We start from the raw sequence: 20275 nt of genomic DNA on the forward strand, positions 1-20275 counted from the left end.
CAGTCCTTTCAGGGGTGAGCGTCATCCGGCGGTCGCCGGTGCCACTCGGAGAGGAGACACCCGTTGCGGGCCGGTAGGGTTCCGGCCCGCAGCGTGTCACTGTTCGGCGCGCTGACGTGCTTCCTGCGCCTCGGCCTTGCCGCGAGCCTTCTCTGCTTCGGCTTCCTTCGCGGCTGCCTCGCGCTGAGCGGCGGCTTTGTCCTGCTGCGCCTTGCCCTCGCGGGTGAGGTCGTCCTGGCCGGACACCGCTCCCGCGGCTTCCTTCGCTTTGCCCTTGACGTCTTCGACGACGCCCTTGACGGCCTCTGCCGGTCCGCTGTTGTTCTCAGCCATGTTCGTCACCTTTCGGTAGTGGGATGGTCGGTCCGTACTCACCGCGCTTGCGAGGCGGCCTGCTTCTCGGAGTGCGCGCCGTTGGTGGAGAGGCTGCCGCCGGAGTTCTCGAGGTGGGCGCGCACGAACCACTGGAACTTCTCGAGTTCGCCGGTCTGGCCGATGAGGAGGTCCTCGGTGATCGGGTCGAGTTCGCCCGTTTCGGCGATCGCCTTGCGGTTGTCTTCGACGACGCCGTTGTACACGAGGTCGAGGGCACCGAGGTGCGCCTGCGCCGTGTCGCGGTGCACCGAGTAGTCGTCCCACGTGCGGTCGCGGGTGATGGCGGCCGGTGTGCCGTCGGGCGACTTCCCCAGGGCGGCGATGCGCTCGGCGACCGCGTCTGCGTAGCCGCGCACCAATTCCACCTGCGGGTCGATCATCTCGTGCACGCCGATGAAGTTCGGACCCACCACATTCCAGTGAATGTGCTTGAGCGTCAGATGAAGATCGTTGTACGCGCTGAGCCGCTTCTGCAGGATGCCGGCGACTTGCGCTCCCTGATCGTCGGAAAGACCTGGCACGGTGAACTTCGACATTCTCGGTCCTCTCTTTCGCTTACTGACTGCCTGCGGAACCCCGGGGTGGATGCCCCGTTCGGTCGCCTGCGTGTCGGGGCGGCGCCTGGCGAACTCACCGCGTACCCGTGACGGAAGGTCTCGAATCACGGGCCCTGACCTCGCCGGCGACTTCTGTTCGTGTCGCCACGCGTTCTCGACTCGATCGCTGAAGTTCCGACGCTTCGACCGTACTACAAAATCTATGTCTAGCAAATCAGATCTTCTGTGGCGTCCGACGTGGATGTGTTGTGTCCGCCAGATCTCGATTGTGCAAACGCTCGGCCGAACCGCCCCGTACTCGAAAGAGACCCACTATTTTCGGGTTGATTCGGCCAGGGGGTCGAAAGTGCGCATGCCGAGGAGGAGCAATGCTCAACGTGGCTCTGCTTGTGGTTCTACTCGTTGCGAGCCTGGGGGGCGGCGCCGCGCTCCGCGGCCTGGCCGATCGGAGGGCGGCACGATGAGCGCCGGCGACACACTGCCTGCCCGCCCGTCGACGGACCTGCAGACCGGCACGGTGCGATGGTTCAACGCCGAACAGGGTTTCGGGTTCCTCGCCCCGGCCGACGGATCCGACGACGTCTTCGTCCACGTCTCCGAAATCGCTGGAGACGGTCACCGCATCCTCGTGGACGGGCAGCGCGTCAGCTTCACCGTCTGCCGCACCGACACCGGCAACCAGGCACGCGACGTCCGGATCGCCTGAGACCCACCGAATCGGGTTCGTCGAACCACACGTCAGGACACATTCGGGACACGTTCGCACTTTCGTTCGCCGGCGGGTTGAGGGCCGCGGCAGCTGGGTACGCTGCCGAGAGTCGCAGAAACCGACGACACAGACGTGGAGTGCAGATGGCCGAGGTCGACGAGGTTAGACGAATGAAAACGAGATCCGGTGTGCCCGTGGAACTTCGTGTGGCGGCGGAGTTCGAACAATTGCCCGTGGTGCGCGCCGTGGCGGAAACGCTCGCCGTTCTGGGTGACTTCACGCTCGACGACGTCGCCGATATCAAACTCGCCGTGGACGAGGTGTGTTCGGAACTGATCGCGGCGACGCCGGGAGGTGCCGAACTGACGTGCTCCTTCGCGGTGACGGAAACCGGGTTGCACGTGACGATCAGTGCACCCCTCGCTCGACGCGGGGTGCCCAACCGGGAGAGTTTCGGTTGGCACGTGCTCGAGACGTTGATGAATGCGGTGTCGGTGTCGGAGGGACCCGTCGGTAACGGGTCTGTCGAGCGGACCGTGGCGGTGGAACTGGTCAAATACCGGGGCACCATCTAGTGTCACCGGTTTCGGAACGCAGCGAACGGCACCGTCCCGGCAGAGACGACTACAAGGACGTGGCGCCCGCGGTGGCGCGTCTGCGAACCCTGGAGGAGTCGTCGGGGGAGGCGTCCGCGCTGCGCGACGAGATCATCACACGGTGCCTTCCGCTGGCCGATCACATCGCCCGCCGGTTCGGCGGTCGCGGCGAGGCGCACGAGGACCTGCTGCAGGTCGCCCGGCTCGGGCTGGTGAAGGCGGTCGACCGCTTCGATCCGGACCGCGGCTTCGACTTCGTGTCCTACGCGGTGCCCACGATCATGGGTGAGGTTCGCCGGTACTTCCGCGACACCGGGTGGTCGATGCGGGTGCCCCGGCGCATGCAGGAACTCCACGCGTTGATTGCCAAGGCCGTCGACGAGCTGTCGCAGGAACTGGGGCGGTCACCGTCGGCCAGTGAGATCGCCGCCGAACTCGAACTCGACGTCCGGGAAGTGTCCGAGGGCCTGCTCGCGAAGAACGCCTACCAAACCTTGTCGATGGATGCGGCCATGGGAGATGACCCCGACGACCTTCCCCTCGCCGAGACACTCGGCGAAGAGGACCCGGAGCTCGCGAACGTGGAGAGTCACGCCTCGGTGCGGCCGGCGCTGGAGAAACTTCCGCCGCTCGAACGGCGAGTACTGATGTTGCGCTTCTTCGGATCGATGACCCAGACGGAAATCGCCCAGCGCGTGGGCGTCTCACAGATGCAGGTCTCGCGGATCCTGGCACGCACCCTGTCCGCGCTGCGGGAGCAGTTGGGCGGCGGCTGAGCGGACCGTATCGGCTCGTTCGACCGCTTCCGGTGAACCGGCCGCGCCCGGCGACGGGATCGGTGGACGAAGTCGGTTCCCGGGTCGAGTAAAGTCTTCTCGACGGTAGAGACAACTGCTGCGTTCGTTCAGTGGGTGTCCTGTCGGTTACACCCGGAATCCGAGGTGTATCCGAGAATGGCCGAGACTGCGGGTGAGCGCCCTGAGTCGATGTCCCCTGATCTCGACGGGGCGACGATCGCCGCCCAATTGGGCTCGTTGGCAACCGTGTTGGACGAGTTCAATCGGAACTCCGGCTCACAGGTGGAGATGGGCCTGCTGCTGCAACGGGTCTGCGAGCAGGTGGTGGACGCGATCGCCGGCGCCGACATGGCCGGAATTTCGTTGCTGCGCGACGGACACGTGGAGACCGTCGCCTTCACGGACCAGGCGGTCCGGCAGATCGACATCGAGAACTTCCAGGCCATCGATGGCGACTACTTCGGTGTCGCGGGCACACGGAAGGTCGTCAAGGCGAGACTCGGGGAGGCCGCGACGCGGTGGCCGTCCCTCGCCGACAACCTCGACCAGGCCGGCATGCGCAGTTTCCTGTCCGCGCCGCTCGCCGTCGACGAGGCCCTCGCCGGGACCCTCAACATCTACGGGCAGGGCGATCACGGGTTCAGTGAACTCGACGCCGTGGTGCTCCTCGTCTACACCACGGCGATCGAGGGGTTGCTCAGGAGCGCGCGCAGCGTGGAGTTGGCCAGGAACGAGGTGACGGGCCTCACGCGGGCCATGAAGAGCCGCGCCGTCATCGAGCAGGCCAAGGGGATCGTGATGGCGCTGCGGGGTGTGTCCGCGGACCAGGCGTTCGAGATTCTCGTCGCGCAGTCGCAGCAGGAGCACGTGAAGTTGGCGGAGGTGGCGCGCCGCATCGTCGAATCGGTGACGACGAATCCGGAGTGAGGCCTGTGTGACGGTGATCAGTCGGTGGTGACCGGGGCCACGGCACCGAGGAAGGACTGCGCCCACCGGTGCACGTCGTGATCGAGCACCTGCCGGTGCAGCCGCGACATGCGGCGCCGTCCTTGCTCCCGCTCCTGGCCGAGTGCGGCCACGATCGTGTTCTTCATGACGTCGAGGTCGTGCGGGTTCACCAGGTAGGCGCCCCGGAGTTCGGCGGCGGCACCCGCGAATTCGCTGAGCACCAGCGCACCGCCCAGGTCGGCCCGGCAGGCGACGTATTCCTTCGCCACGAGATTCATTCCGTCGCGCATCGGGGTGACGAGCATGATGTCCGCGGCGAGGAACAGCGCGATCAGCTCGCTGCGATCGACCGGCTGGTAGAGGTAGTGCACCACCGGACGGCCGATCTGCCCGTGATCGCCGTTGATGTGGCTGACCTGCTCCTCGATGGAACTGCGCATCTTCATGTAGTGGTCGACGCGTTCACGGCTCGGGGTGGCGAGCTGCACCATCACGGTGTCGGAGGGGTCGAGGCGACCCTCGTCGAGCAGTTCGCCGAGCGCCGACAACCGCAGGTCGATGCCCTTCGTGTAGTCGAGCCGGTCGACGCCGAGGAGGATCTTCCGCGGGTTTCCGAGCTCCCGGCGGATCTCCGCGGCCCGTTCGACGACGGCAGGGTCGGCGGCCTGTTCGACGAGTTGCCGGGAGTCGACGGAGATGGGGAACGCACCGACCTGGACGACACGGTCATCGAGCGTCACCCGGCCGAGCGCGCCGCGCACGCCGACGCCTGCCGCGGTGGCGTCGAGTCCGAGTAGCCTGCGGGCGAGGAACAGGAAGTTGTGGGCGCCCCCGGGCAGATGGAAGCCGATGAGGTCGGCCCCGAGAAGCCCCTCCATGATCTCTTTCCGCCACGGCAGCTGCATGAACAGCTCGACCGGCGGGAACGGGATGTGCAGAAAGAATCCGATGGTCAGATCGGGGCGCATCTCCCGGAGCAGGCGCGGCACCAGCTGGAGTTGATAGTCCTGCACCCACACGGTGGCGCCCTCGGCCGCGGTGCGCGCGGTCTCCTCGGCGAAGTGGCGATTCACCTCCAGGTAGGTGTGCCACCAATCCCGGTCGAAGACCGGGGCCACCAGCACGTCGTGGTACAGCGGCCACAGCGTCGCGTTCGAGAAGCCCTCGTAGTACTGCGACACCTCGTCCGAACTCAACTCCACCGGGTACAGATCGATCCCACCGGAGACGATCGGTTCGACCTTCGTGTCGGGCACCCCCGGCCAGCCCACCCAGGAACCGCGCTCCCGGTCGAGCAGGATCGGCTCGAGGGCGGTGACGAGACCTCCGGGGCTGCGCTTCCAGCGTGTCGTTCCGTCGTCGAGTGTCTCCATGTCCACGGGCAGCCGGTTGGCGACCACCACGAAGTCGGATGTGCCGTGCGGAGCGGAATCGGTCACGCCGAGCGCCCACCCCGCTGCATTCCACCGGCAACCAGCCGGAACGCGTCCTCGAGCTCGGCGCAGAACGGGATGACCGCCGCCATGTTCATCGCTGTCAACGGCCTGCGGAGAGCGTTGTTCCCGGTGACCGCCCACGGCACGGTGAGCCGGTGCGCGCGGGCGGACATGATCTCCAGAATCGGCAGCGCCGACGCACACAGAAACTGGACGTCGGAGAGATCGAGCACGAACGGCAACCGATCGTCGATCGCTTCCTCGAGATGACTCCCGAACGATGGGAGGGTGGTGACGTCGATGTCGCCGGAGATCCGGACGACCAGGATCCCGCCGGCGCCCGGTGCGCTGTCAACGGCGAGCCGCCCGTGTTCCGGCTCGGCCGCCCAGCTGAACAGCGGCGTATTCGCGGCGGGGTCGTCGGGTGTCGGAGGCGCACTGAGAACGGATTTCATGTTGTTTCCTCACGGTCGAGCGACGAAGGAGACAGGCAGGGAGGCGCGGGAACCGTGCCCGTCCGTTGCGGCTGGGGGCTCAACCGTGCAGGTCTCCGACGTTACCTCATTCCGCCGACGGTGGCAGGAGGCTTTTCGGCATCGGATTGCCGCCGCACTCCGCCGTTTCTGTTTTCGACCGCGCCACAGCGTTTCTCGCCAGGCAGCGGCGGCTCTATGTGCGGCGCCGACGCTTCTTGTGCGAACTGTCGCAGAACGGGGCGATGCTCGTCCGCCCGCACCGGCACAGCGCCACGGTGGCCCGATCGCCGCCGATCGGGTTACCTTCGGTGTCGAGGATCCGCGCCGCACCACGCACCAGGAGCGGGCCGTCGGGGCAGACGGTGATGGTCACGTCGGATTCGCCGGCCCCGGATGTGGGAATGGAGTTCATATGACCACCTTGCACTCTCGGTCGGCGTCGGGCACGGTGCCGCAACCGGGAACGTCCATGCCCTGTCCGGCGCCGCGCGGTCCCGTCAGCGGCCTCCTGTTCCCCATTCTGCGCGGAGACGCCGCCGACGCCGAGCCGTTCGTGGTGGCGGCGCGCGCTCTCGCCGCGGCGGAACGGAGCGACCCGCGTGCGTTCCTGTTCGACGAGGACGCGCAGATCTGCCTGACTGCCCTGTACGAACTGCACCTGCAGGGGATCGCCGGGGTCGACGACCGGTGGGAGTGGGACAGCGACCTGATCGCCGCCCGGTCGGCGCTGGAGGTGCCGTTCGACGCCGCTATCGGCGTGCTCGCGGGTCCGCCGACGGGCGTCGACGACGTGGTGGCGGCGTTGTGGGAGATGACCGCACCCAGCACCGCGCCGGGACTGTCCGGGTATATGGCCCATGACGCGGATCTCACCCAGTTCCGGGAACTGCTGATCCACCGCTCCCTCAACCAGCTGCGCGAGGCGGACGTGCACACGCTCGGCATTCCGCGGCTCGCGGGCGCACCGAAGGCGGCGCTGGTGGAGGTGCAGTCCGACGAATACGGCGGCGGCAGACCCGACCGCATGCACTCGGCGTTGTTCGCGACGACGATGCGCGAACTCGGACTGTCCGACGCGTACGCGCACTACGTCGACGCGGTGCCCGCCGTGACGCTGGCGTCGCTGAACGCGCTGTCCCTGTTCGGCCTCCACCGCAGTCGTCTCGGCGCCCTGGTGGGGCACCTGTGCGCGGTGGAGACCACGTCCGCGTTGCCGAGCAAGAAGTACGCCGCGGGACTGCGCCGGCTCGGGTTCGGGACGGCGGCCACCCGGTTCTTCGACGAGCACGTGGAGGCCGACTCCGTGCACGAACAGATCGTGTGCCGGGACCTCGCCGGCGGGTTGGTCGCCGCCCGGCCCGCGGCGGCCGACGACGTCCTGCTGGGGGCCGCGGCGTGTCTCGCGTTCGACGACCTGGTCGGCGACCACGTCACCCGGTGCTGGGAACGCAATCGCACGTCCCTGCGGCAACCGGCCGGGTAGCGGTCAGGTGCCGGACGCGGCGACCGCGTTCTCCAGATCGGTCAGCGACGTCTCCAGGTGCGTGATGATCCGCTGGAGGTGCGGGACGGCGTGCCGATCACCGACCACCCCGACGTCGAGCTGACCGGACCGGCTGGTGAGGGTGATGCTCAGCGCCTGACCCCCAAGGACCGTCGGCGCCGGGTACACCGCGTCCAGGCGGGCGCCGTTCCAGTACCGCGGCCGCGACGGGCCCGGCATGTAGGAGATCATGACGTTGAACGGCGGGGGAGTGTCGTCGACGAACCGGCGGACCGGTTCGAGCAGGATCGGGCTGATCGCCAGTGCGCTCATCACCTGGAACTGGGTGTGGCTCAGCGCCCCGAACACACGATTGGTGTGCTCGACCGACTCGCTGATGCGGGCGAGGCGGGCGGCCGGGTCCGCTTCGTCGGTGGCCAGCCCGACGACCATCGCGCCGACCCCGTGGTCGCGGCCGCGTGGTCCGATCATGGTGCCGCCGAGGTCGAGCGGGACCGGCAGCATCGCAGTCAACGGCGCTTCGGGCAGTGCGTACTGCTCGACGAGATAGTGACGCAGCGCCCCCGAGCACATCGCGAGCACCACCGCGTTGATCGTGGTGCGGGCGGCGGCGGCCACCGACACCAGACGCCGGATCGGCCACGACCGGGCCGCGAGTTTCCGGGCCCGGCCGACGGGGACGTTGAGCATCGTGGGCGGTGACTGCAGGGGAAGCGTCAGATGCTGGTCGCGGACACCGTCGTACGCGACTTTCGCGAGCGCGGGCAGCACCCCGACGATGCTGGTGGCGGCCCGCACCCCGGCCCGGACCGCGGCGACGGGCAGCGCGGATTCGCGCCGCGACGTGCCGGACACCCCGGGTGTCCACGGTGCGGGGCAGTCGCGGGCGTCGGGGTCTGTCGACAGGGCGTGGTGGAGGAGCCGCAGCCCCGCCGGTCCGTCCATCAGCGACAGGTGGATCTTCGAGAACACGGCCGTCCGTCCGTCCGCGAGCCCCTCGATGACGTGGATCTCCCACATCGGGTGTTGCGGATCGAGCGGCATGCCGTGCATCTGGGACACCAGCGACAGCAGGTCCTCCATGCGGCCCCGCCCCGGCACCGCCGTGTGCCGCACGTGGTAGCCGAGGTCGATGCGGTCGTCGAACGACCACCACGGGTAACTGGCGCCCCGCAGGGGGCGGACGGCGCGCCGGCGGAACGTGTCGGACGCACCCTCCTGCGAGATCAGCGCCTCGTACATGACCCGGGCGTGATCTGGTCCCGATTCGCGCGGCGGTTCGAACAGTTCGAGCGCACCCATGTGCATGGGGTGCGAGGGTGTTTCGAACAGCACGAACATCGCCTCGGTGGGACTCATCACCGACATGCAGCGCCTCTTTCTCATGCTCGGGACACGACCCCGAGCATGCCCCGGCGCATCCCACGTCTCCAGGGTAAGCAGAACATGGAAACTTCTTCCACAGGGCCGTTTTCGTGCCGCGCCTGCTCAACCCCGATCGAGCTGCGGAAACACCGTCTCGCGGGCGAGGAGCAGGACGGCGGCGGCGACGGGAATCGCGAGCAGCGCCCCGACGATGCCCAGCAGTGCCCCGCCGATGAGGACGGCGACGACGGTGACCATCGGGGGCACCTTGACGGTTCTGCCGATGATGCGGGGAACGAGGAGATAGTCCTCGAACAGGCGGAGGGCGATGAAGAAGACGATGGTCGCCAGCGACACCGGCAGCGACACGGTCAGGGCGACCAGGGCCACCACGACACCGGCGAGGGTGGAACCGACCACAGGAATCAGATCCAGCACGGCGACGAGGACGGCCAGCAACAGCGGGTAGGGGACGTCGAAGGCGACCAGCCACACGAACGTGAGGACGGCGGTGATCAGCGAGATCAGGAGGTTGCCGAGCACGTAGCCGCCGACCTTCGCGAAGATTTCGTCACCGATCAGAATCGTGCGCGGTCGCCGCGAGTTCGGGGCCAGGCGGTACAGGGAGGCCCGGATGTGCCCGAAGTCGGCGAGGAAGTACGCGGTGAGTACGACCACGATCATCATGCCGCTGATGGCGCTGAACACGAACCTGCCCGCGCCGACGATCCCGCCGAGCACCACCGGCACATTGCCCGCATCGAGCGCCCGGCGCAGTTCGTCCTGCAGATGGAAGCGGGTGCTCAGTTCCTCCAACACCGGGTAACGCTGCTCGAGGTGGCCCAGGTAGTCGGGGGCGTTGTGGACGAGAGCGCCGCCCTGCGTCACCATCGGCGGGATCGCCGCGGCGAGGAAACCGGCCAGTATCGCGAACGCGACGACGAAAACCGTTGTGACGGCTGCCCATCGGGGAAATCCGTGCCGCACCAGCCAGGACACGGCCGGTTCGAGACCGATCGCCAGGAAGGCGGCGACGGCGATGAGCACCAGCACCCCGCGGGCGGCGAGAACGACCTCGATCAGCGCGTACGTGACGGCGACACCGGCGGCCCCGGCCATGCCGATGAAGAACGGAGACCGGCGGTCGAACCGCGGGCCGGGTTTGCCCAGCGGATGCGCCGCCGTGCTGATCCGCGCCGCGCCCTGCTCCGCGGCGACGATCGGCTGCTCCTGCGCGGAGGAATGCGGTTGGGCCACGTTGTCGTCGTGGCCCCCGCCGCCACCGGTCACGGTCGTTTGACGACTCTGTCCCGCCGTCCGCCACCGGCGGCGGCGTTGCCGATGCGGGGACAGCGATCCGCGGCAGCCGGTACGGCGGGGCCGGGACCGTGCGCGCCCGGCAGTGCCGGTGTGGAGCGGCAGTAGTCGTCGATCAACTCCACCGCACGTTCCGCGCACACGGCGGGCGACGGCATCCGGCCGAGGCCGAGGCCGTCGATCACGATGACACTGCGGCGGCCCAGTCCTTCGACGCCGAGTGACCAGCCGAAGGTCCGGTTCCACGCGAGCACCGCGTTGCGACCGGGGAGATAGTGCAACCGGAACGGCAGCACGAGGACGGCGTCGAATCCGTCGCAGTCCCACCAGTCGATGGAATCGGCGTGAACGCTCCTGGCCACCGTGTGGATGTAGTCCCGAACGGTGCGGGTGTCGGCAATGCCTGTTCCGCTCTTCATCGTCCACCGCCTCAGCTGTTTGACGATCGACATACCCGGCCCCGCAACAGTTGAAACTTCACCCACCGGTGGGTGCTCGAGGGGCGCAGCGCGCCGGTCTGCGGGTAGCCTCGCCGCATGCCGTACTTGGAACGCTCGGGTGATGTGTTCGTCCTGTACTTCGGGGAGGAAGGGGAACGGGACAGCGAGAACGCCTTCCACCCGGACTGGATCGCGAGTGTCGACGGTCTCCTCGATCGGGTCGAGCAGCACGACGGCCCCGCCGCGCTGGTGACGACCGCGGTCGGAAAGTTCTACTCCACCGGTCTCGACACCGCCTGGGTCCTCGCCAACACCGACAAGCTGAACTCCTACATCGACCGTGTGCAGGCCCTGTTCGCGCGGATTCTCACCTTTCCACTGCCCACCGTGGCCGCGCTGACCGGACACACCTTCGGCGGCGGCGCCATCCTCGCGGCCGCCCACGATCACCGGGTGATGCGGGAGGATCGCGGCTACTTCTGCCTGCCGGGGATCACCATCGGGGCGAGCTACGCACCCGGCAGCATCGCGCTGCTCGCAGCCCGCCTGCCCGCGCGGGCGGTGCACACCGCCCTGGTGACCGGACAGCGGTACGGCGGCATCGCGGCGAAGGAACTCGGATTCGTCGACGAGGTCGCCTCCGAACAGCAGGTGCTCGCCGACGCCGTCGCACACGCGCAGGGACTCGTCGCGACGCGCGGGCGCACGCTCGGTGAAATCAAGTCCTCCCTCTACTCCGGCGCCGTCGCCTCGCTCCGCACCCCGGTCGTGAACCTCGAGACGCAGGAGGCGTTGAACGGCGGCTGACGAGTCACCACGCACTTCGAGGGGTGTCTTCCGGGAAAACGGGTACTACTCCCGCGAGGAACGGGGCGTCGGGCATCCGTTCCCACCGGCACCCCGGAGGCGACCACCATGAAACGCGTACTGACACTTGTCCTGTCGATCCTACTGGCCGCCTTCGCGCTGGTCGCGTGCGGAAACGGCAGCGACGACTCGTCCGCTTCCTCCGAATCGGAGCACGGCGGGGACCACATGATGACCGACATGCCGTCGATGCCGATGTCCATGCCTGCGGGTGCACGGGAGATCGTGATCAGCGACTTCAAGTACACGCTGCCCGGCACGTTCGCGCCGGGAGAGCAGGTCACCGTCCGCAACGACGACACCGCCGAACACACCGTGACCGCAGACACCGGCGACCTGTTCGACGTGGAGGTCGAACCGGGTGCAACCGCGACGTTCACGGTGCCCGGGCAGCCGGGCACTTTCGCCTTCCACTGCACCTACCACCCGAACATGGTGGGGACGCTCGAAGTTCGGTGACCCCCGTCAGTCCAGCGGCTCGATGCGGAACACCTCGCACCGGTCGGCGGCGGCCGCGAACGCCTCCGGAGAGGAGTTCGCGACCGTCCCTGCCTTCAGGAACATGGTGACCCCGTGCGGCACCCGGATCGGGAACTCGCGAAGGATCCGGGCCCGCTCCGATACCGGCAACGCGACCAGGCGAACACGCTCGCGGTGGCGCCCGCGGGTCAGTTCCCCGCGCCCGGCCGCCCGGGCGTTCTTCGCCCAATCCGATTCGGCGTACCCGGCGACGACGTAGGTGTGGCCGTCCACCTCGTACGGCGAGACCGGCGTCGACCGCGGCACCCCCGTCGTCCGGCCCGGGACGGTGAGCGCCGGCATCGGCATCGGCACCCCCAGCCGGTGCAGGCCGACGATCACCCTGTTGACGTGGGCGAGATACCACGGCGGCAGCACTCTCCCGGTCCGGCGCACCATGCCTCGACTATTCCGAACCCGCCGCTGCCGTGGCAACCACCTCGGGCACATGTTCCCAGCCAGGCACCTCGGCCCAGGCGTGTCGAGCAGCCCGGGCACGGGCGAGGAGGCGGTCACACAGGATTCGATGCCCAAGGACCGGCGACGGGGGACCTTCGGCCCTGCCCGCGCCGACGAAGCAGCGAGATGGTGGAACCATGGGCTACGAAGTCGAACTGGTCGAAGTCGACGCAACCCCGGCGGCCGTGGTCCGGGGCCATGTCGACTGGGACCGCCTCGGCGACTTTCTCGGGCCCGCATTCGGTGAGGTGGTCGCGGTCGCCGACAAACAGGGACGGCGCATCTCCGGGGCCCCGTTCGCGCGGTACCGCGAGTCTGCGGACGGACAGTGCGATATCGAAGCCGGATTCCCCCTCAGTGGCCGCATCACCGCCCGCGGACAGGTCGAACCGACGGCACTGCAGGGCGGCACCGTCGCCACGACAGTCCACGTGGGCGACTACCGAGGAGTGTGCGCCGCCTACGGCGCGGCCGCGCACTGGATCTCCGCCCACGGCTACGCCGTCTCCGGTGACCCCTGGGAGTGCTACCTCGACGGTCCCCGGACTGCGGCACGCCACACGGAAGTGTTCTTCCCCTGCTGCGACCGCAACGAGCGCTGACCGCCGCCGCACAGACCATCCGACGAGGACGAACGATGACAACCCGCGAACCTGCACCGCATTCACTCACCCCGAGCGCCGCGGCCGATACCGAACCTCGACCATTGCCGCTGAGGGTGGCCGCCCCGCGACTCGCCCGCTGCGCCGCACGAACGGCATACCTGATCGCGCGCCGCCGCCTTCACCAACCAACCCGAAACAAGGGCCGGCGGATGACCTTCGCCGACGGCACCACCGGCACCGTCTACCGGGAAACCGTTGCGGACGGTGCCCCTCTCGCCGACCCGGTAGTCCTCGTCGTGTCCTTCCGGCTGCGCGGAGTCCACGGCCGTGGCCACGCCCTCTTCCGGGCGGAAAGCGTGCTCAACACCCCCCTGTTCGCCGGATTCCCCGGCTTCGTCTCCAAGCTGTGGCTGACGGCAGACGAAGACGAGAGATACCGGGGTTTCTATTAGTGGGACGGCGCCCGGGCCGCCGACGACTACGTGAGCGCGCTGTGGTGGCCCCTGGCCCTGGTGAGCCACCGCGCTTCGATCCGATACCGCGTGCTGCCCGGAACACGACGCGACGAGGTCCTCGCAGACTCCGCCGCACCCGACGCGAGCACCGGCCCCACCTGCGGGCCCTGGTGGCGACTGGTCCGAACGGGAAGTCGATCGCGATGACCCAACACGGCGGCGAGCACTTCACGCCCGCGTGATCGAGGTCGAATGAGGCACGAACCTCCACTCCGCCCACACCGCCGGGGCCGTCGAGTGGCTGGAGATGATCGGCGCACCACCCGGCTAGCCCAGGCTGACGGTGCAGCCCGGCCGCAGTTCGACGACCCGGTCACGGCACATGATCTCGATCGGTCGCTGGTTTCCGGCGCCGGCGCTGACCTCGACCTGCCTCCCTCTGACCTCCAACCACAGCTGGTGTCCACGGTACGAGATCGGAAACACCAGCGCGCCCATCGTCTCCGGCCACTGTGGGCCGAGAACCAGTCGATCGCCGCGTGTTTCGAGGCCGGTGAAACACCGCTGAAGTAGATCGATGCTGCCTGCCATGGCAGCCAGGTGAATGCCCTCCGCGGTCGTACCGCCCTGGATGTCCGCGATATCGGAGGCGAGCACCCTCTCGAAGTAGTCCATCGCCTTGTCGCGGTTGGCGCGGGCCAGTACCCACGAGTGCACGACCGCGCTCAAGGTCGAGCCGTGCGAGGTTCGGGCGAGGTAGTAGTCGATGGTCCGCGGGATGGCGTCCGGTTCGAATCGATACTTCAGGAGCCCGAACAGATCCCGCAGTTCGTCGGCGGAGAGGAGGTAGAACAACATCAGCACATCGGCCTGCTTGGAGGCCCGGTACCGGTTGACGTCGTCGCCCTCGGCCTCGAGTATGCGGTCGAGCCGCTGGATGTCGCCGTACCGCTCGCGGTAGCGGTCCCAGTCGAGTTCGGTCAGATCGCCGTAGCCCTCGAATTGGCTGATCACCTGATCGTGGAAGGGAACGAACATGCGGCGGCTGATGTCCGACCACCGGGCAATCTCCTGCGAGTCCAGGTGGAGGCTGTCGACGAGGTCTGCCCGGTTCGGGGCCGGAACGGCATCGAGTGCTTCGATGGCGCGCAGAATCACCCACACCGCCATGACATTGGTGTATGCGTTGTTGTCGACACCGTCGTAGGGTGCGTCGGGATAGCCGGAATGGAATTCGTCCGGTCCGACGACGCCGCGGATGATGTACCGGGACCGCGCTCGATCGTACGATGCGAGGCTGGCGAAGAATCGGGCGATCTCCACCAGCATCTCGGCGCCGAAATCCCCGAGGAACTCCAGGTCACCGGTGACCTGGTAGTACTGCCACACGTTGTACGCGATCGCGATGCCGATGTGGTGTTGGCGCCAGCTGGGGTCGGGCAGCCAGCGCCCGGATCGTGGATTGAGGTGCAGTTGCTGGCTTTCCTCACGCCCGTCGCTGCCCGACTGCCACGGGAACATCGCACCCCGGTACCCGGCGGCGCTCGCCGCGCGGCGGGCCTCGGGGAGGCGACGGTACCGGTAGTGCAGCAGCGACCGGGTCAGTGCGGGAACTCGCAGATTCAAGACGGGGAAGACGAAGAGTTCGTCCCAGAAAATGTGGCCCCGGTACGCCTCGCCGTGCAAACCACGAGCCGGGACACCCACGCCCAGGTCTGCGGTGTTCCGGGAAACCGTCTGCAGCAGGTGCAGTAGGTGGAACCGCACGATCCGCGATGCGTCTTCGTGGCCGGCGAGGTCGATTCCCACCCGGTCCCACAGGTGCTCCCACGCCAGCACGTGACCGTCGAGCAGTTCGTCGAATCTGCCCAACCCAGGCAGCCAGCGGGTAGCTTCGTCGCCGGGGTCGGAGATCGCGTGATCGCGCCCGGTGAACAGGGTCACCGTCTTCTCGATCGTGACTGGGCGCCCCGTCGCGATGTCGACGGTGATGTCGTGTCCGGTTCTTCCGTCGCGGTCGAAGAACCGGTCGTGGCTGTTGCAGGGCTTACCGTCGAACCACACCGTGGTCCGTGCCGCCATCGCCACCGGGATGCGGGAGCGGTTCGTCTGCATGGTCAGTAGGACCGCATCGGGCGGCAGCTCGGCGGCGTGTACTCGTTCGAGGTGGTCGCTGGCGAGGTCTCGATACCTGTCGACGAGGGTGTTCCGCACCGAACCGTCTAGAGCCGAACGGAATTCGACCGTGCCGGACCAGTCTTCGGCCACGATCGTCGTCTGGAGCGCACAGACGTGGGGGAGATGCATTGCGACGAAACGGCGTTGGACGACCGAGGTCGTCCGCCCGTCCCGATCGCGGTACCGCAACCTGCGGGTGAGCACCGACCGGCGGAGGTCGAGATACTGGCGGTAGTCGAGCAATTCGACCGCTTCGAGATCGAACCACGGTCCGCCGTCGATGCGGAACGTCGTCGTCAGCCAGTTCGGCACATTCACCAGGCTTTCGTTCACCAGGGCCGTGCCCGAATGCTCCTCACTCAAACGGTTGTAGACGCCCGCGACGTAGGTGCCCGGATAGTGGCCCGGTCCGGCGGGAGCTTCGGGTGCACAGCCGCGCGTGGCGAAGAATCCGTTACCCACCGTGCAGACAGCCTCGCGAAGTTTTTCGGTCGCGGGGGAGTAGCCGTCGAAGAAGAGGATCCATCCCCCGGCCCGCGATGCGTCCGCGGGGTCTCGGTCGAGCAGATCCGCCAGTCGCTCGAGCAGTTCCCGAACCTGTGTCGGGGCGTTCACCGCGAACTGCGCCGCGGATCGCCGATCTGCGGCCTCCCGGCTCCGGACCACAATGCCCACCCCCTCGGCCGACACCGCGTCGAAAGCGTCCTCATCCGTCAGGTCGTCGCCGATGTAGATCGGCAGCGCCGACCCAGCATCGACGACGTGCTCGAGTATCCATTGCAATGCCCGGCCCTTGTCCCACTCGACGTCGGGGCGCAGTTCGATCACCTTCCGTCCACCGGTGACCCGGAGCGCCACTTCCCCGCCTCCGACGTCGTACACCGCCGCCGCGACCTCGTCGACGTGCTCGGCCGGCACGTTCCGGTAGTGAACCGCGACGGTGAACCGCTTGCGTTCGACGAGCACACCCGGAATGTGCTGCAGACGCTCCACCAGGACCGGGGCCACCCGGTCGAGGACAGGAACGGCGGCGAGCGCGCCGGGATTCTCGTACCTCTGGCCCGCGGGCCCGGCGAGTTCGAAGCCGTGGCTGCCCGCGTACCAGATCCCGGACATGCCGACCCGTTCCCGGACATCCGCGAGGTCACGGCCGCTGATCACGGCGACGGGACATTCGGCGGCCAATCGGGACAGTGCGGCTGCCGCTCCGTCGACGAGGGCAGCGGCGGCCGGATCGGGCACGATGTCCGCCAGTGTGCCGTCGAAATCGAGAAAGATCGCCGGCCTGCGCACACGCAGGAGCGCGGTGAGCTCGTGACGGGAGGTCATCGCGTCGGGAATCTCGGAGAGCCGGCGATCGCACGCGCGGAGTTCGACCTCGGACGGGTTCCCGACCACCACGTCGGCGCCCCGACTTCGCAACACATCGGTCCGTTCCGACCGGCCGACGGCGACCACCAGAGCGAACCCGGCTCGGCTCGCGTCCGCTACAGAGTCCTCGCAGGCGGTGACCACCACCGCACTCGCGAGCGGTGCACCGAGCTGGGCCGCGGCGTTCCGCGGAGCGGCCTCGTCGACCCCGATCGGAAACAGGTCATCGATTCCCACGGCAGCGAGCACGTCCTTCACATCGCCACCCGCCGAGAACACCGCAGTCCCGACCCCGAGACCCCGCAACCGGCGCACCAGAGCCACAGTCGATTCGACGCACGGCACACCGTCACGCGCGATGCGCGCCCGGAAGTGTTGTCTTACGCGTGCGCACAGTCCTGCAACGGTATGTTCATCCGCCGCCGCGCCGCGCACCCCCCGCGAAAGGGATACGCCCCGGGATGTCAAGAAGTCGGTGATTCCCGCCGCTGTCGTCCGCCCCTCGAAGAACCGGTGGTAGTCGCGGTCGCGGAACGGACCGCGGTCCACACCGCCCTCGCCTGCGCGCCGGGACAGGAAGGCGTCGAGAACGTCAGCGCATGCTGCGGTTCTCGCCGCCTCGGTGTCGACGACCACGTCGAGATCGAAGATGACTGCGCCGTGGTGACGCAGATCGATCAGCGGCCGGGTCACGGTCTCAGCCTCCATCGCACGCGAGCATGTTCGCCTGTTTTCCATTGACACCAGCGTTGGGCACAGCGACCGTCGAACGGGGGTCACGTGGGAAGAACGGGACACCGGTCACGGCGCTTTCCACATCGTGCGGACAGTACCCCTCGATTCGACCCCACCATCGTCTCCTTGCACTAGGGTCCACAGTCCTCGAACACGCCGACCGGCAACCGAGACCCGGAGTGGTGATCCGTGAAACCCGGCAGGACCGTCGCGCTCGTTCTCGGCTGCCTGTGCGCTCCGCCAGGAAAGCGCCGACCGACAGGTACCCGCGTGCACGCATGCCAGAGCGCGGTCCGCGGCGAGGCCATGAGGTCAACCATCAAATCGGACATAGTCGTACCTTCCGAACGCTCGAAGCATCGATGCCAAATCGGTACATAGTCGCAGGTCGGCGCGCGAACCCGAGGACTTCTTCGCGTTACTCCTCCAAATCAGCCTGGCGGCGAGGGTGACACGGCGAACGGTTCCACGTCGGCCTCGACCGGATCCCGTTGGCAGGCCGGACCGCGCTGCTGCAGGCCGCACGCGACGGCGTCCGCGAACCGGCCATCACAGCCCAAGGCATTGATGATCCGCCATTGTGCGACAAGAACATCGAAATCGACACGGGCACGGTCCGGCTTGCAGGACACCTGACCATCCCGGAAGACCCCATCGGGATGGTCGTGTTCGCGCACGGCAGCGGCAGCAGCCGACACAGCCCCCGCAACCGCTACGTCGCCGACATCCTGAACCGAGCCGGACTCGCCACACTCCTGTTCGACCTCCTCTGCGTCGGCGAAGGAGGCGATCGAACCCTGGTGTTCGACATCGACCTCCTCTCGGAGCGACTGGTCGACCCGACCTCGCGGGCGAGTGCCTGAGGAAAGTGCAGACCTGCACCCTGTTGATCGTCGGTTTCCTCGACCTCAATCGCCGGGCACAGGCCGCGATCCCCGGCAACAGCCGCATCGAGATCGTTCCGGGTGCCACGCACCAGTTCGAGGAGCCGGGCACTCTCGAACAGGTCGCGGCCGTGGCTCGCGGCTGGTTCACGACCTATCTGCCGTCCCAGGCAGCCGGGTACGCGGGGCCTCATCCACGCTAGGCGCCGATCTCGGGCATCGCCATCCGGGCCGGGCACGGTCGAGGAGCGTGAGCCGCCGCTCGCTCCGGCAACAACAGGGAGGACAGATCCCGTCGGATCAGACGCGGACCCGTTTCTGCCGAGTGTCGCGGGGTTCGGCGTAATCGTCGAGAACCTTGCGCATGGCCGCGATTGCCCTCCGACGGTTCTCGGAATCCGAGATCCGCGCGAGTTGGTGCTTGAGACCGACCGCAAAGTCGGCGTAGTCGTTCTGCCAGTCGCGGCCGACCAATTGAGCCGCATCCGAACGCGCGGTGCCGACCAGCTTCGCCGGGGTGCCGGACTGCAGCTGGTAACTTTCTCCGATCGCCGGGATGATGACGGTAAGCGAAGGATCGTGCTCTGTGACCAGTTCGGCCGGCGCCGCCGCTGCCCCCGGCTCCCCGTGCGTCAGGAACAAGCTGCCCGAGATCGGCTTCCGCTCCGTGATCCACGTCAGAAGTTCGGTCTGGTCGGCATGGGCGGAATAGCTGTCGATCCGCCGGACATGGGCTCGAACATTGAGGTCGGTTCCCGAAATGCGCACGCGCTCTGCGCCTTCGAGCAGCACACGTCCAAGCGATCCTTGTGCCTGGAACCCGACGAACAGGATCGTGGAATCCCGGCGATGCAGATTGTGCTCGAGGTGATGGCGAATGCGTCCGGCCTCGCACATGCCCGAGGCCGCAACGACGATGCCCCCCCCGACATGTTGTTGATCCGCATGGAAGCGGAAGCGTCATCTACATAGTGGATCGCGGGATGGTGGAAGACATCCTTGCCGCCGAGATCCTCGAGTTCGGATGCATGTCTGGCGAAGACACTGGTCGCACGGTTGGCTAGTGGTGAGTCGACGGAGACCGGCACGTGGGGGATGCGATTCTGGTCGGCGAGATACGCGATATCGAGTAAGAGTTCCTCGGTGCGCTCGAGTGCGAAGGCGGGGATCACCAGATTGCCGCCGCGGGCGATGGCCGTGTTGATTTCTTCTTCGAACAGGTCGCGTCGCTGGGCGAGGGTGAGTTGCGCCCGCGTTCGGCTGCCGTAGGTCGATTCGCAGACGACGTAGTCCATCCCTGAAGGCCCCTCAGGATCTGCGTGGAACGCCTTTTCGTCGCTCTGCCTCGAACTCTTGGATCCGCCCGGCGTCGGCGAGCATGTATTCCAGGAGGTCGGCGGATTGGTCGGTGCAAAATATCGGTCCCTCGTAGCTCTGTGCCACCAGTTTGGGCAGCAGTCCACAATGATCGATATGGGCGTGGATGAGGACGACGGCGTCAACGGTGTCCGGCGCGAAGGCGAAAGCCCCGCAGTTCAGCGTCGCGAGGCTGCGTGATCCCTGGAACAGTCCGCAGTCCACCAGGATGCGCCGGTCCTCGAACGTAAATTCCATGCACGAGCCGGTTACCGTCTTCGCGGCGCCGTGAGGGTCACGTGATTCGCCATGGGAGCCTCGTCTGA

At 67.5% G+C, this 20275-nt stretch carries 22 protein-coding genes and 1 pseudogene; 10 read left to right on the top strand and 13 right to left on the bottom strand.

The features are described from left to right. Nucleotides 1-96: 96 nt before the first annotated feature. Together CJ179_RS32500 and CJ179_RS32505 are read right to left on the bottom strand one after the other, a co-directional pair. Nucleotides 97-333: a hypothetical protein gene (locus CJ179_RS32500; RefSeq protein ID WP_005570747.1), complete on the bottom strand. Its 237-nt coding sequence runs from the start codon at nt 331-333 to the stop codon at nt 97-99. Between the two features lie 38 nt (nt 334-371). Next, nucleotides 372-911, bottom strand: a complete 540-nt coding sequence (locus CJ179_RS32505) for a Dps family protein (protein ID WP_095864161.1) — start codon at nt 909-911, stop codon at nt 372-374. A gap of 481 nt (nt 912-1392) precedes the next feature. Between CJ179_RS32505 and CJ179_RS32510 the strand changes: the two genes are divergently transcribed. The 4 genes from CJ179_RS32510 to CJ179_RS32525 all read left to right on the top strand — a co-directional run bounded on the left by CJ179_RS32510 (nt 1393) and on the right by CJ179_RS32525 (nt 3961). Beyond that, nucleotides 1393-1638: a cold shock domain-containing protein gene (locus tag CJ179_RS32510; protein WP_072946233.1), complete on the top strand. Its 246-nt coding sequence runs from the start codon at nt 1393-1395 to the stop codon at nt 1636-1638. Nucleotides 1639-1784: 146 nt separating this feature from the next. Continuing rightward, nucleotides 1785-2216, top strand: coding sequence for an ATP-binding protein (locus CJ179_RS32515; RefSeq protein ID WP_072946234.1), 432 nt, complete (start codon nt 1785-1787; stop codon nt 2214-2216). Then, complete coding sequence (locus CJ179_RS32520) at nt 2216-3013, top strand: SigB/SigF/SigG family RNA polymerase sigma factor (protein ID WP_072946235.1); 798 nt, start codon at nt 2216-2218, stop codon at nt 3011-3013. The genes CJ179_RS32515 and CJ179_RS32520 overlap by 1 nt, the downstream gene beginning before the upstream one ends. 177 nt (nt 3014-3190) lie before the next feature. Next, nucleotides 3191-3961, top strand: coding sequence for a GAF and ANTAR domain-containing protein (locus tag CJ179_RS32525; RefSeq protein ID WP_072946236.1), 771 nt, complete (start codon nt 3191-3193; stop codon nt 3959-3961). Between the two features lie 17 nt (nt 3962-3978). On the opposite strand, the gene CJ179_RS32530 is transcribed toward CJ179_RS32525, so the two are convergent. From CJ179_RS32530 to CJ179_RS32540, 3 genes are all read right to left on the bottom strand, one after another. After that, complete coding sequence (locus tag CJ179_RS32530; RefSeq protein ID WP_095864162.1) at nt 3979-5421, bottom strand: trehalose-6-phosphate synthase; 1443 nt, start codon at nt 5419-5421, stop codon at nt 3979-3981. Next, the gene (locus CJ179_RS32535) at nt 5418-5873 is read right to left on the bottom strand and encodes an STAS domain-containing protein (protein WP_072946238.1); all 456 of its coding nucleotides are present in this window, start codon (nt 5871-5873) and stop codon (nt 5418-5420) included. The genes CJ179_RS32530 and CJ179_RS32535 overlap by 4 nt, the downstream gene beginning before the upstream one ends. Before the next feature lie 214 nt (nt 5874-6087). After that, complete coding sequence (locus CJ179_RS32540) at nt 6088-6306, bottom strand: CDGSH iron-sulfur domain-containing protein (protein WP_072946239.1); 219 nt, start codon at nt 6304-6306, stop codon at nt 6088-6090. Here CJ179_RS32540 and CJ179_RS32545 point away from each other — a divergent pair, their 5' ends adjacent. Further along, nucleotides 6307-7377, top strand: a complete 1071-nt coding sequence (locus tag CJ179_RS32545; RefSeq protein WP_095864163.1) for an iron-containing redox enzyme family protein — start codon at nt 6307-6309, stop codon at nt 7375-7377. Between the two features lie 3 nt (nt 7378-7380). Here CJ179_RS32545 and CJ179_RS32550 read toward each other — a convergent pair whose 3' ends face one another. The 3 genes from CJ179_RS32550 to CJ179_RS32560 all read right to left on the bottom strand — a co-directional run bounded on the left by CJ179_RS32550 (nt 7381) and on the right by CJ179_RS32560 (nt 10499). Then, on the bottom strand, nt 7381-8766 hold the full coding sequence (locus CJ179_RS32550; protein WP_095864164.1) for a wax ester/triacylglycerol synthase family O-acyltransferase: 1386 nt from the start codon (nt 8764-8766) through the stop codon (nt 7381-7383). A gap of 120 nt (nt 8767-8886) precedes the next feature. Continuing rightward, nucleotides 8887-10053 carry an AI-2E family transporter gene (locus CJ179_RS32555; protein WP_095864165.1) on the bottom strand — a complete coding sequence of 389 codons (1167 nt, stop codon included), beginning with the start codon at nt 10051-10053 and terminating at the stop codon, nt 8887-8889. Next, nucleotides 10050-10499, bottom strand: coding sequence for a DUF6292 family protein (locus tag CJ179_RS32560; RefSeq protein WP_095864346.1), 450 nt, complete (start codon nt 10497-10499; stop codon nt 10050-10052). Before CJ179_RS32560 ends, CJ179_RS32555 begins: the two co-directional genes overlap by 4 nt. 117 nt (nt 10500-10616) lie before the next feature. On the opposite strand from CJ179_RS32560, the gene CJ179_RS32565 reads away from it, so the two are divergent. Continuing rightward, on the top strand, nt 10617-11327 hold the full coding sequence (locus CJ179_RS32565) for an enoyl-CoA hydratase/isomerase family protein (protein WP_072946243.1): 711 nt from the start codon (nt 10617-10619) through the stop codon (nt 11325-11327). A gap of 108 nt (nt 11328-11435) precedes the next feature. Next, nucleotides 11436-11846 (top strand): cupredoxin domain-containing protein, encoded by a 411-nt coding sequence (locus tag CJ179_RS32570; RefSeq protein ID WP_072946244.1) that lies wholly within the window; start codon nt 11436-11438, stop codon nt 11844-11846. A 6-nt stretch (nt 11847-11852) separates the two neighbouring features. Here CJ179_RS32570 and CJ179_RS32575 read toward each other — a convergent pair whose 3' ends face one another. Beyond that, the gene (locus CJ179_RS32575; RefSeq protein WP_072946245.1) at nt 11853-12305 is read right to left on the bottom strand and encodes a nitroreductase/quinone reductase family protein; all 453 of its coding nucleotides are present in this window, start codon (nt 12303-12305) and stop codon (nt 11853-11855) included. 197 nt (nt 12306-12502) lie between these two features. On the opposite strand from CJ179_RS32575, the gene CJ179_RS32580 reads away from it, so the two are divergent. Beyond that, the gene (locus CJ179_RS32580) at nt 12503-12967 is read left to right on the top strand and encodes a GyrI-like domain-containing protein (RefSeq protein WP_095864166.1); all 465 of its coding nucleotides are present in this window, start codon (nt 12503-12505) and stop codon (nt 12965-12967) included. A 35-nt stretch (nt 12968-13002) separates the two neighbouring features. Further along, nucleotides 13003-13422, top strand: coding sequence for a hypothetical protein (locus CJ179_RS53025; protein WP_257015897.1), 420 nt, complete (start codon nt 13003-13005; stop codon nt 13420-13422). A gap of 330 nt (nt 13423-13752) precedes the next feature. Here the strand turns inward: CJ179_RS53025 and otsB are convergent, their stop codons facing one another. Beyond that, entirely contained in the window at nt 13753-17682 is a 3930-nt protein-coding gene (gene otsB / locus CJ179_RS32590; RefSeq protein ID WP_095864167.1) for a trehalose-phosphatase, read from the bottom strand. 533 nt (nt 17683-18215) lie between these two features. Between otsB and CJ179_RS32595 the strand changes: the two are divergent. Then, nucleotides 18216-18796: pseudogene (locus tag CJ179_RS32595) on the top strand (phosphoribosyltransferase); the annotation flags it as partial. A gap of 97 nt (nt 18797-18893) precedes the next feature. Here the strand turns inward: CJ179_RS32595 and CJ179_RS54110 are convergent. The 3 genes from CJ179_RS54110 to CJ179_RS54120 are packed head-to-tail and all read right to left on the bottom strand — an operon-like array spanning nt 18894 to nt 20207. Next, nucleotides 18894-19361, bottom strand: coding sequence for an MBL fold metallo-hydrolase RNA specificity domain-containing protein (locus CJ179_RS54110; RefSeq protein WP_373560165.1), 468 nt, complete (start codon nt 19359-19361; stop codon nt 18894-18896). Beyond that, entirely contained in the window at nt 19271-19888 is a 618-nt protein-coding gene (locus CJ179_RS54115) for a hypothetical protein (RefSeq protein WP_373560166.1), read from the bottom strand. The genes CJ179_RS54110 and CJ179_RS54115 overlap by 91 nt, the downstream gene beginning before the upstream one ends. A gap of 13 nt (nt 19889-19901) precedes the next feature. Next, nucleotides 19902-20207, bottom strand: coding sequence for an MBL fold metallo-hydrolase (locus CJ179_RS54120; RefSeq protein WP_373560167.1), 306 nt, complete (start codon nt 20205-20207; stop codon nt 19902-19904). Nucleotides 20208-20275 lie beyond the last annotated feature (68 nt).

The sequence above is a fragment of the Rhodococcus sp. ACS1 genome (genome assembly GCF_002300155.1).
GTDB lineage: Bacteria > Actinomycetota > Actinomycetes > Mycobacteriales > Mycobacteriaceae > Rhodococcus_F > Rhodococcus_F koreensis.

Coding starts and splice junctions, on each gene's coding strand:
- CJ179_RS32500 (WP_005570747.1), bottom strand. CDS start 333: ATGGCTGAGAACAACAGCGGACCGGCAGAGGCCGTCAAGGGCGTCGTC.
- CJ179_RS32505 (WP_095864161.1), bottom strand. CDS start 911: ATGTCGAAGTTCACCGTGCCAGGTCTTTCCGACGATCAGGGAGCGCAA.
- CJ179_RS32510 (WP_072946233.1), top strand. CDS start 1,393: ATGAGCGCCGGCGACACACTGCCTGCCCGCCCGTCGACGGACCTGCAG.
- CJ179_RS32515 (WP_072946234.1), top strand. CDS start 1,785: ATGGCCGAGGTCGACGAGGTTAGACGAATGAAAACGAGATCCGGTGTG.
- CJ179_RS32525 (WP_072946236.1), top strand. CDS start 3,191: ATGGCCGAGACTGCGGGTGAGCGCCCTGAGTCGATGTCCCCTGATCTC.
- CJ179_RS32535 (WP_072946238.1), bottom strand. CDS start 5,873: ATGAAATCCGTTCTCAGTGCGCCTCCGACACCCGACGACCCCGCCGCG.
- CJ179_RS32540 (WP_072946239.1), bottom strand. CDS start 6,306: ATGAACTCCATTCCCACATCCGGGGCCGGCGAATCCGACGTGACCATC.
- CJ179_RS32545 (WP_095864163.1), top strand. CDS start 6,307: ATGACCACCTTGCACTCTCGGTCGGCGTCGGGCACGGTGCCGCAACCG.
- CJ179_RS32550 (WP_095864164.1), bottom strand. CDS start 8,766: ATGTCGGTGATGAGTCCCACCGAGGCGATGTTCGTGCTGTTCGAAACA.
- CJ179_RS32560 (WP_095864346.1), bottom strand. CDS start 10,499: ATGAAGAGCGGAACAGGCATTGCCGACACCCGCACCGTTCGGGACTAC.
- CJ179_RS32565 (WP_072946243.1), top strand. CDS start 10,617: ATGCCGTACTTGGAACGCTCGGGTGATGTGTTCGTCCTGTACTTCGGG.
- CJ179_RS32570 (WP_072946244.1), top strand. CDS start 11,436: ATGAAACGCGTACTGACACTTGTCCTGTCGATCCTACTGGCCGCCTTC.
- CJ179_RS32575 (WP_072946245.1), bottom strand. CDS start 12,305: ATGGTGCGCCGGACCGGGAGAGTGCTGCCGCCGTGGTATCTCGCCCAC.
- CJ179_RS32580 (WP_095864166.1), top strand. CDS start 12,503: ATGGGCTACGAAGTCGAACTGGTCGAAGTCGACGCAACCCCGGCGGCC.
- CJ179_RS53025 (WP_257015897.1), top strand. CDS start 13,003: ATGACAACCCGCGAACCTGCACCGCATTCACTCACCCCGAGCGCCGCG.
- otsB (WP_095864167.1), bottom strand. CDS start 17,682: ATGGAGGCTGAGACCGTGACCCGGCCGCTGATCGATCTGCGTCACCAC.
- CJ179_RS54115 (WP_373560166.1), bottom strand. CDS start 19,888: ATGGACTACGTCGTCTGCGAATCGACCTACGGCAGCCGAACGCGGGCG.
- CJ179_RS54120 (WP_373560167.1), bottom strand. CDS start 20,207: ATGGAATTTACGTTCGAGGACCGGCGCATCCTGGTGGACTGCGGACTG.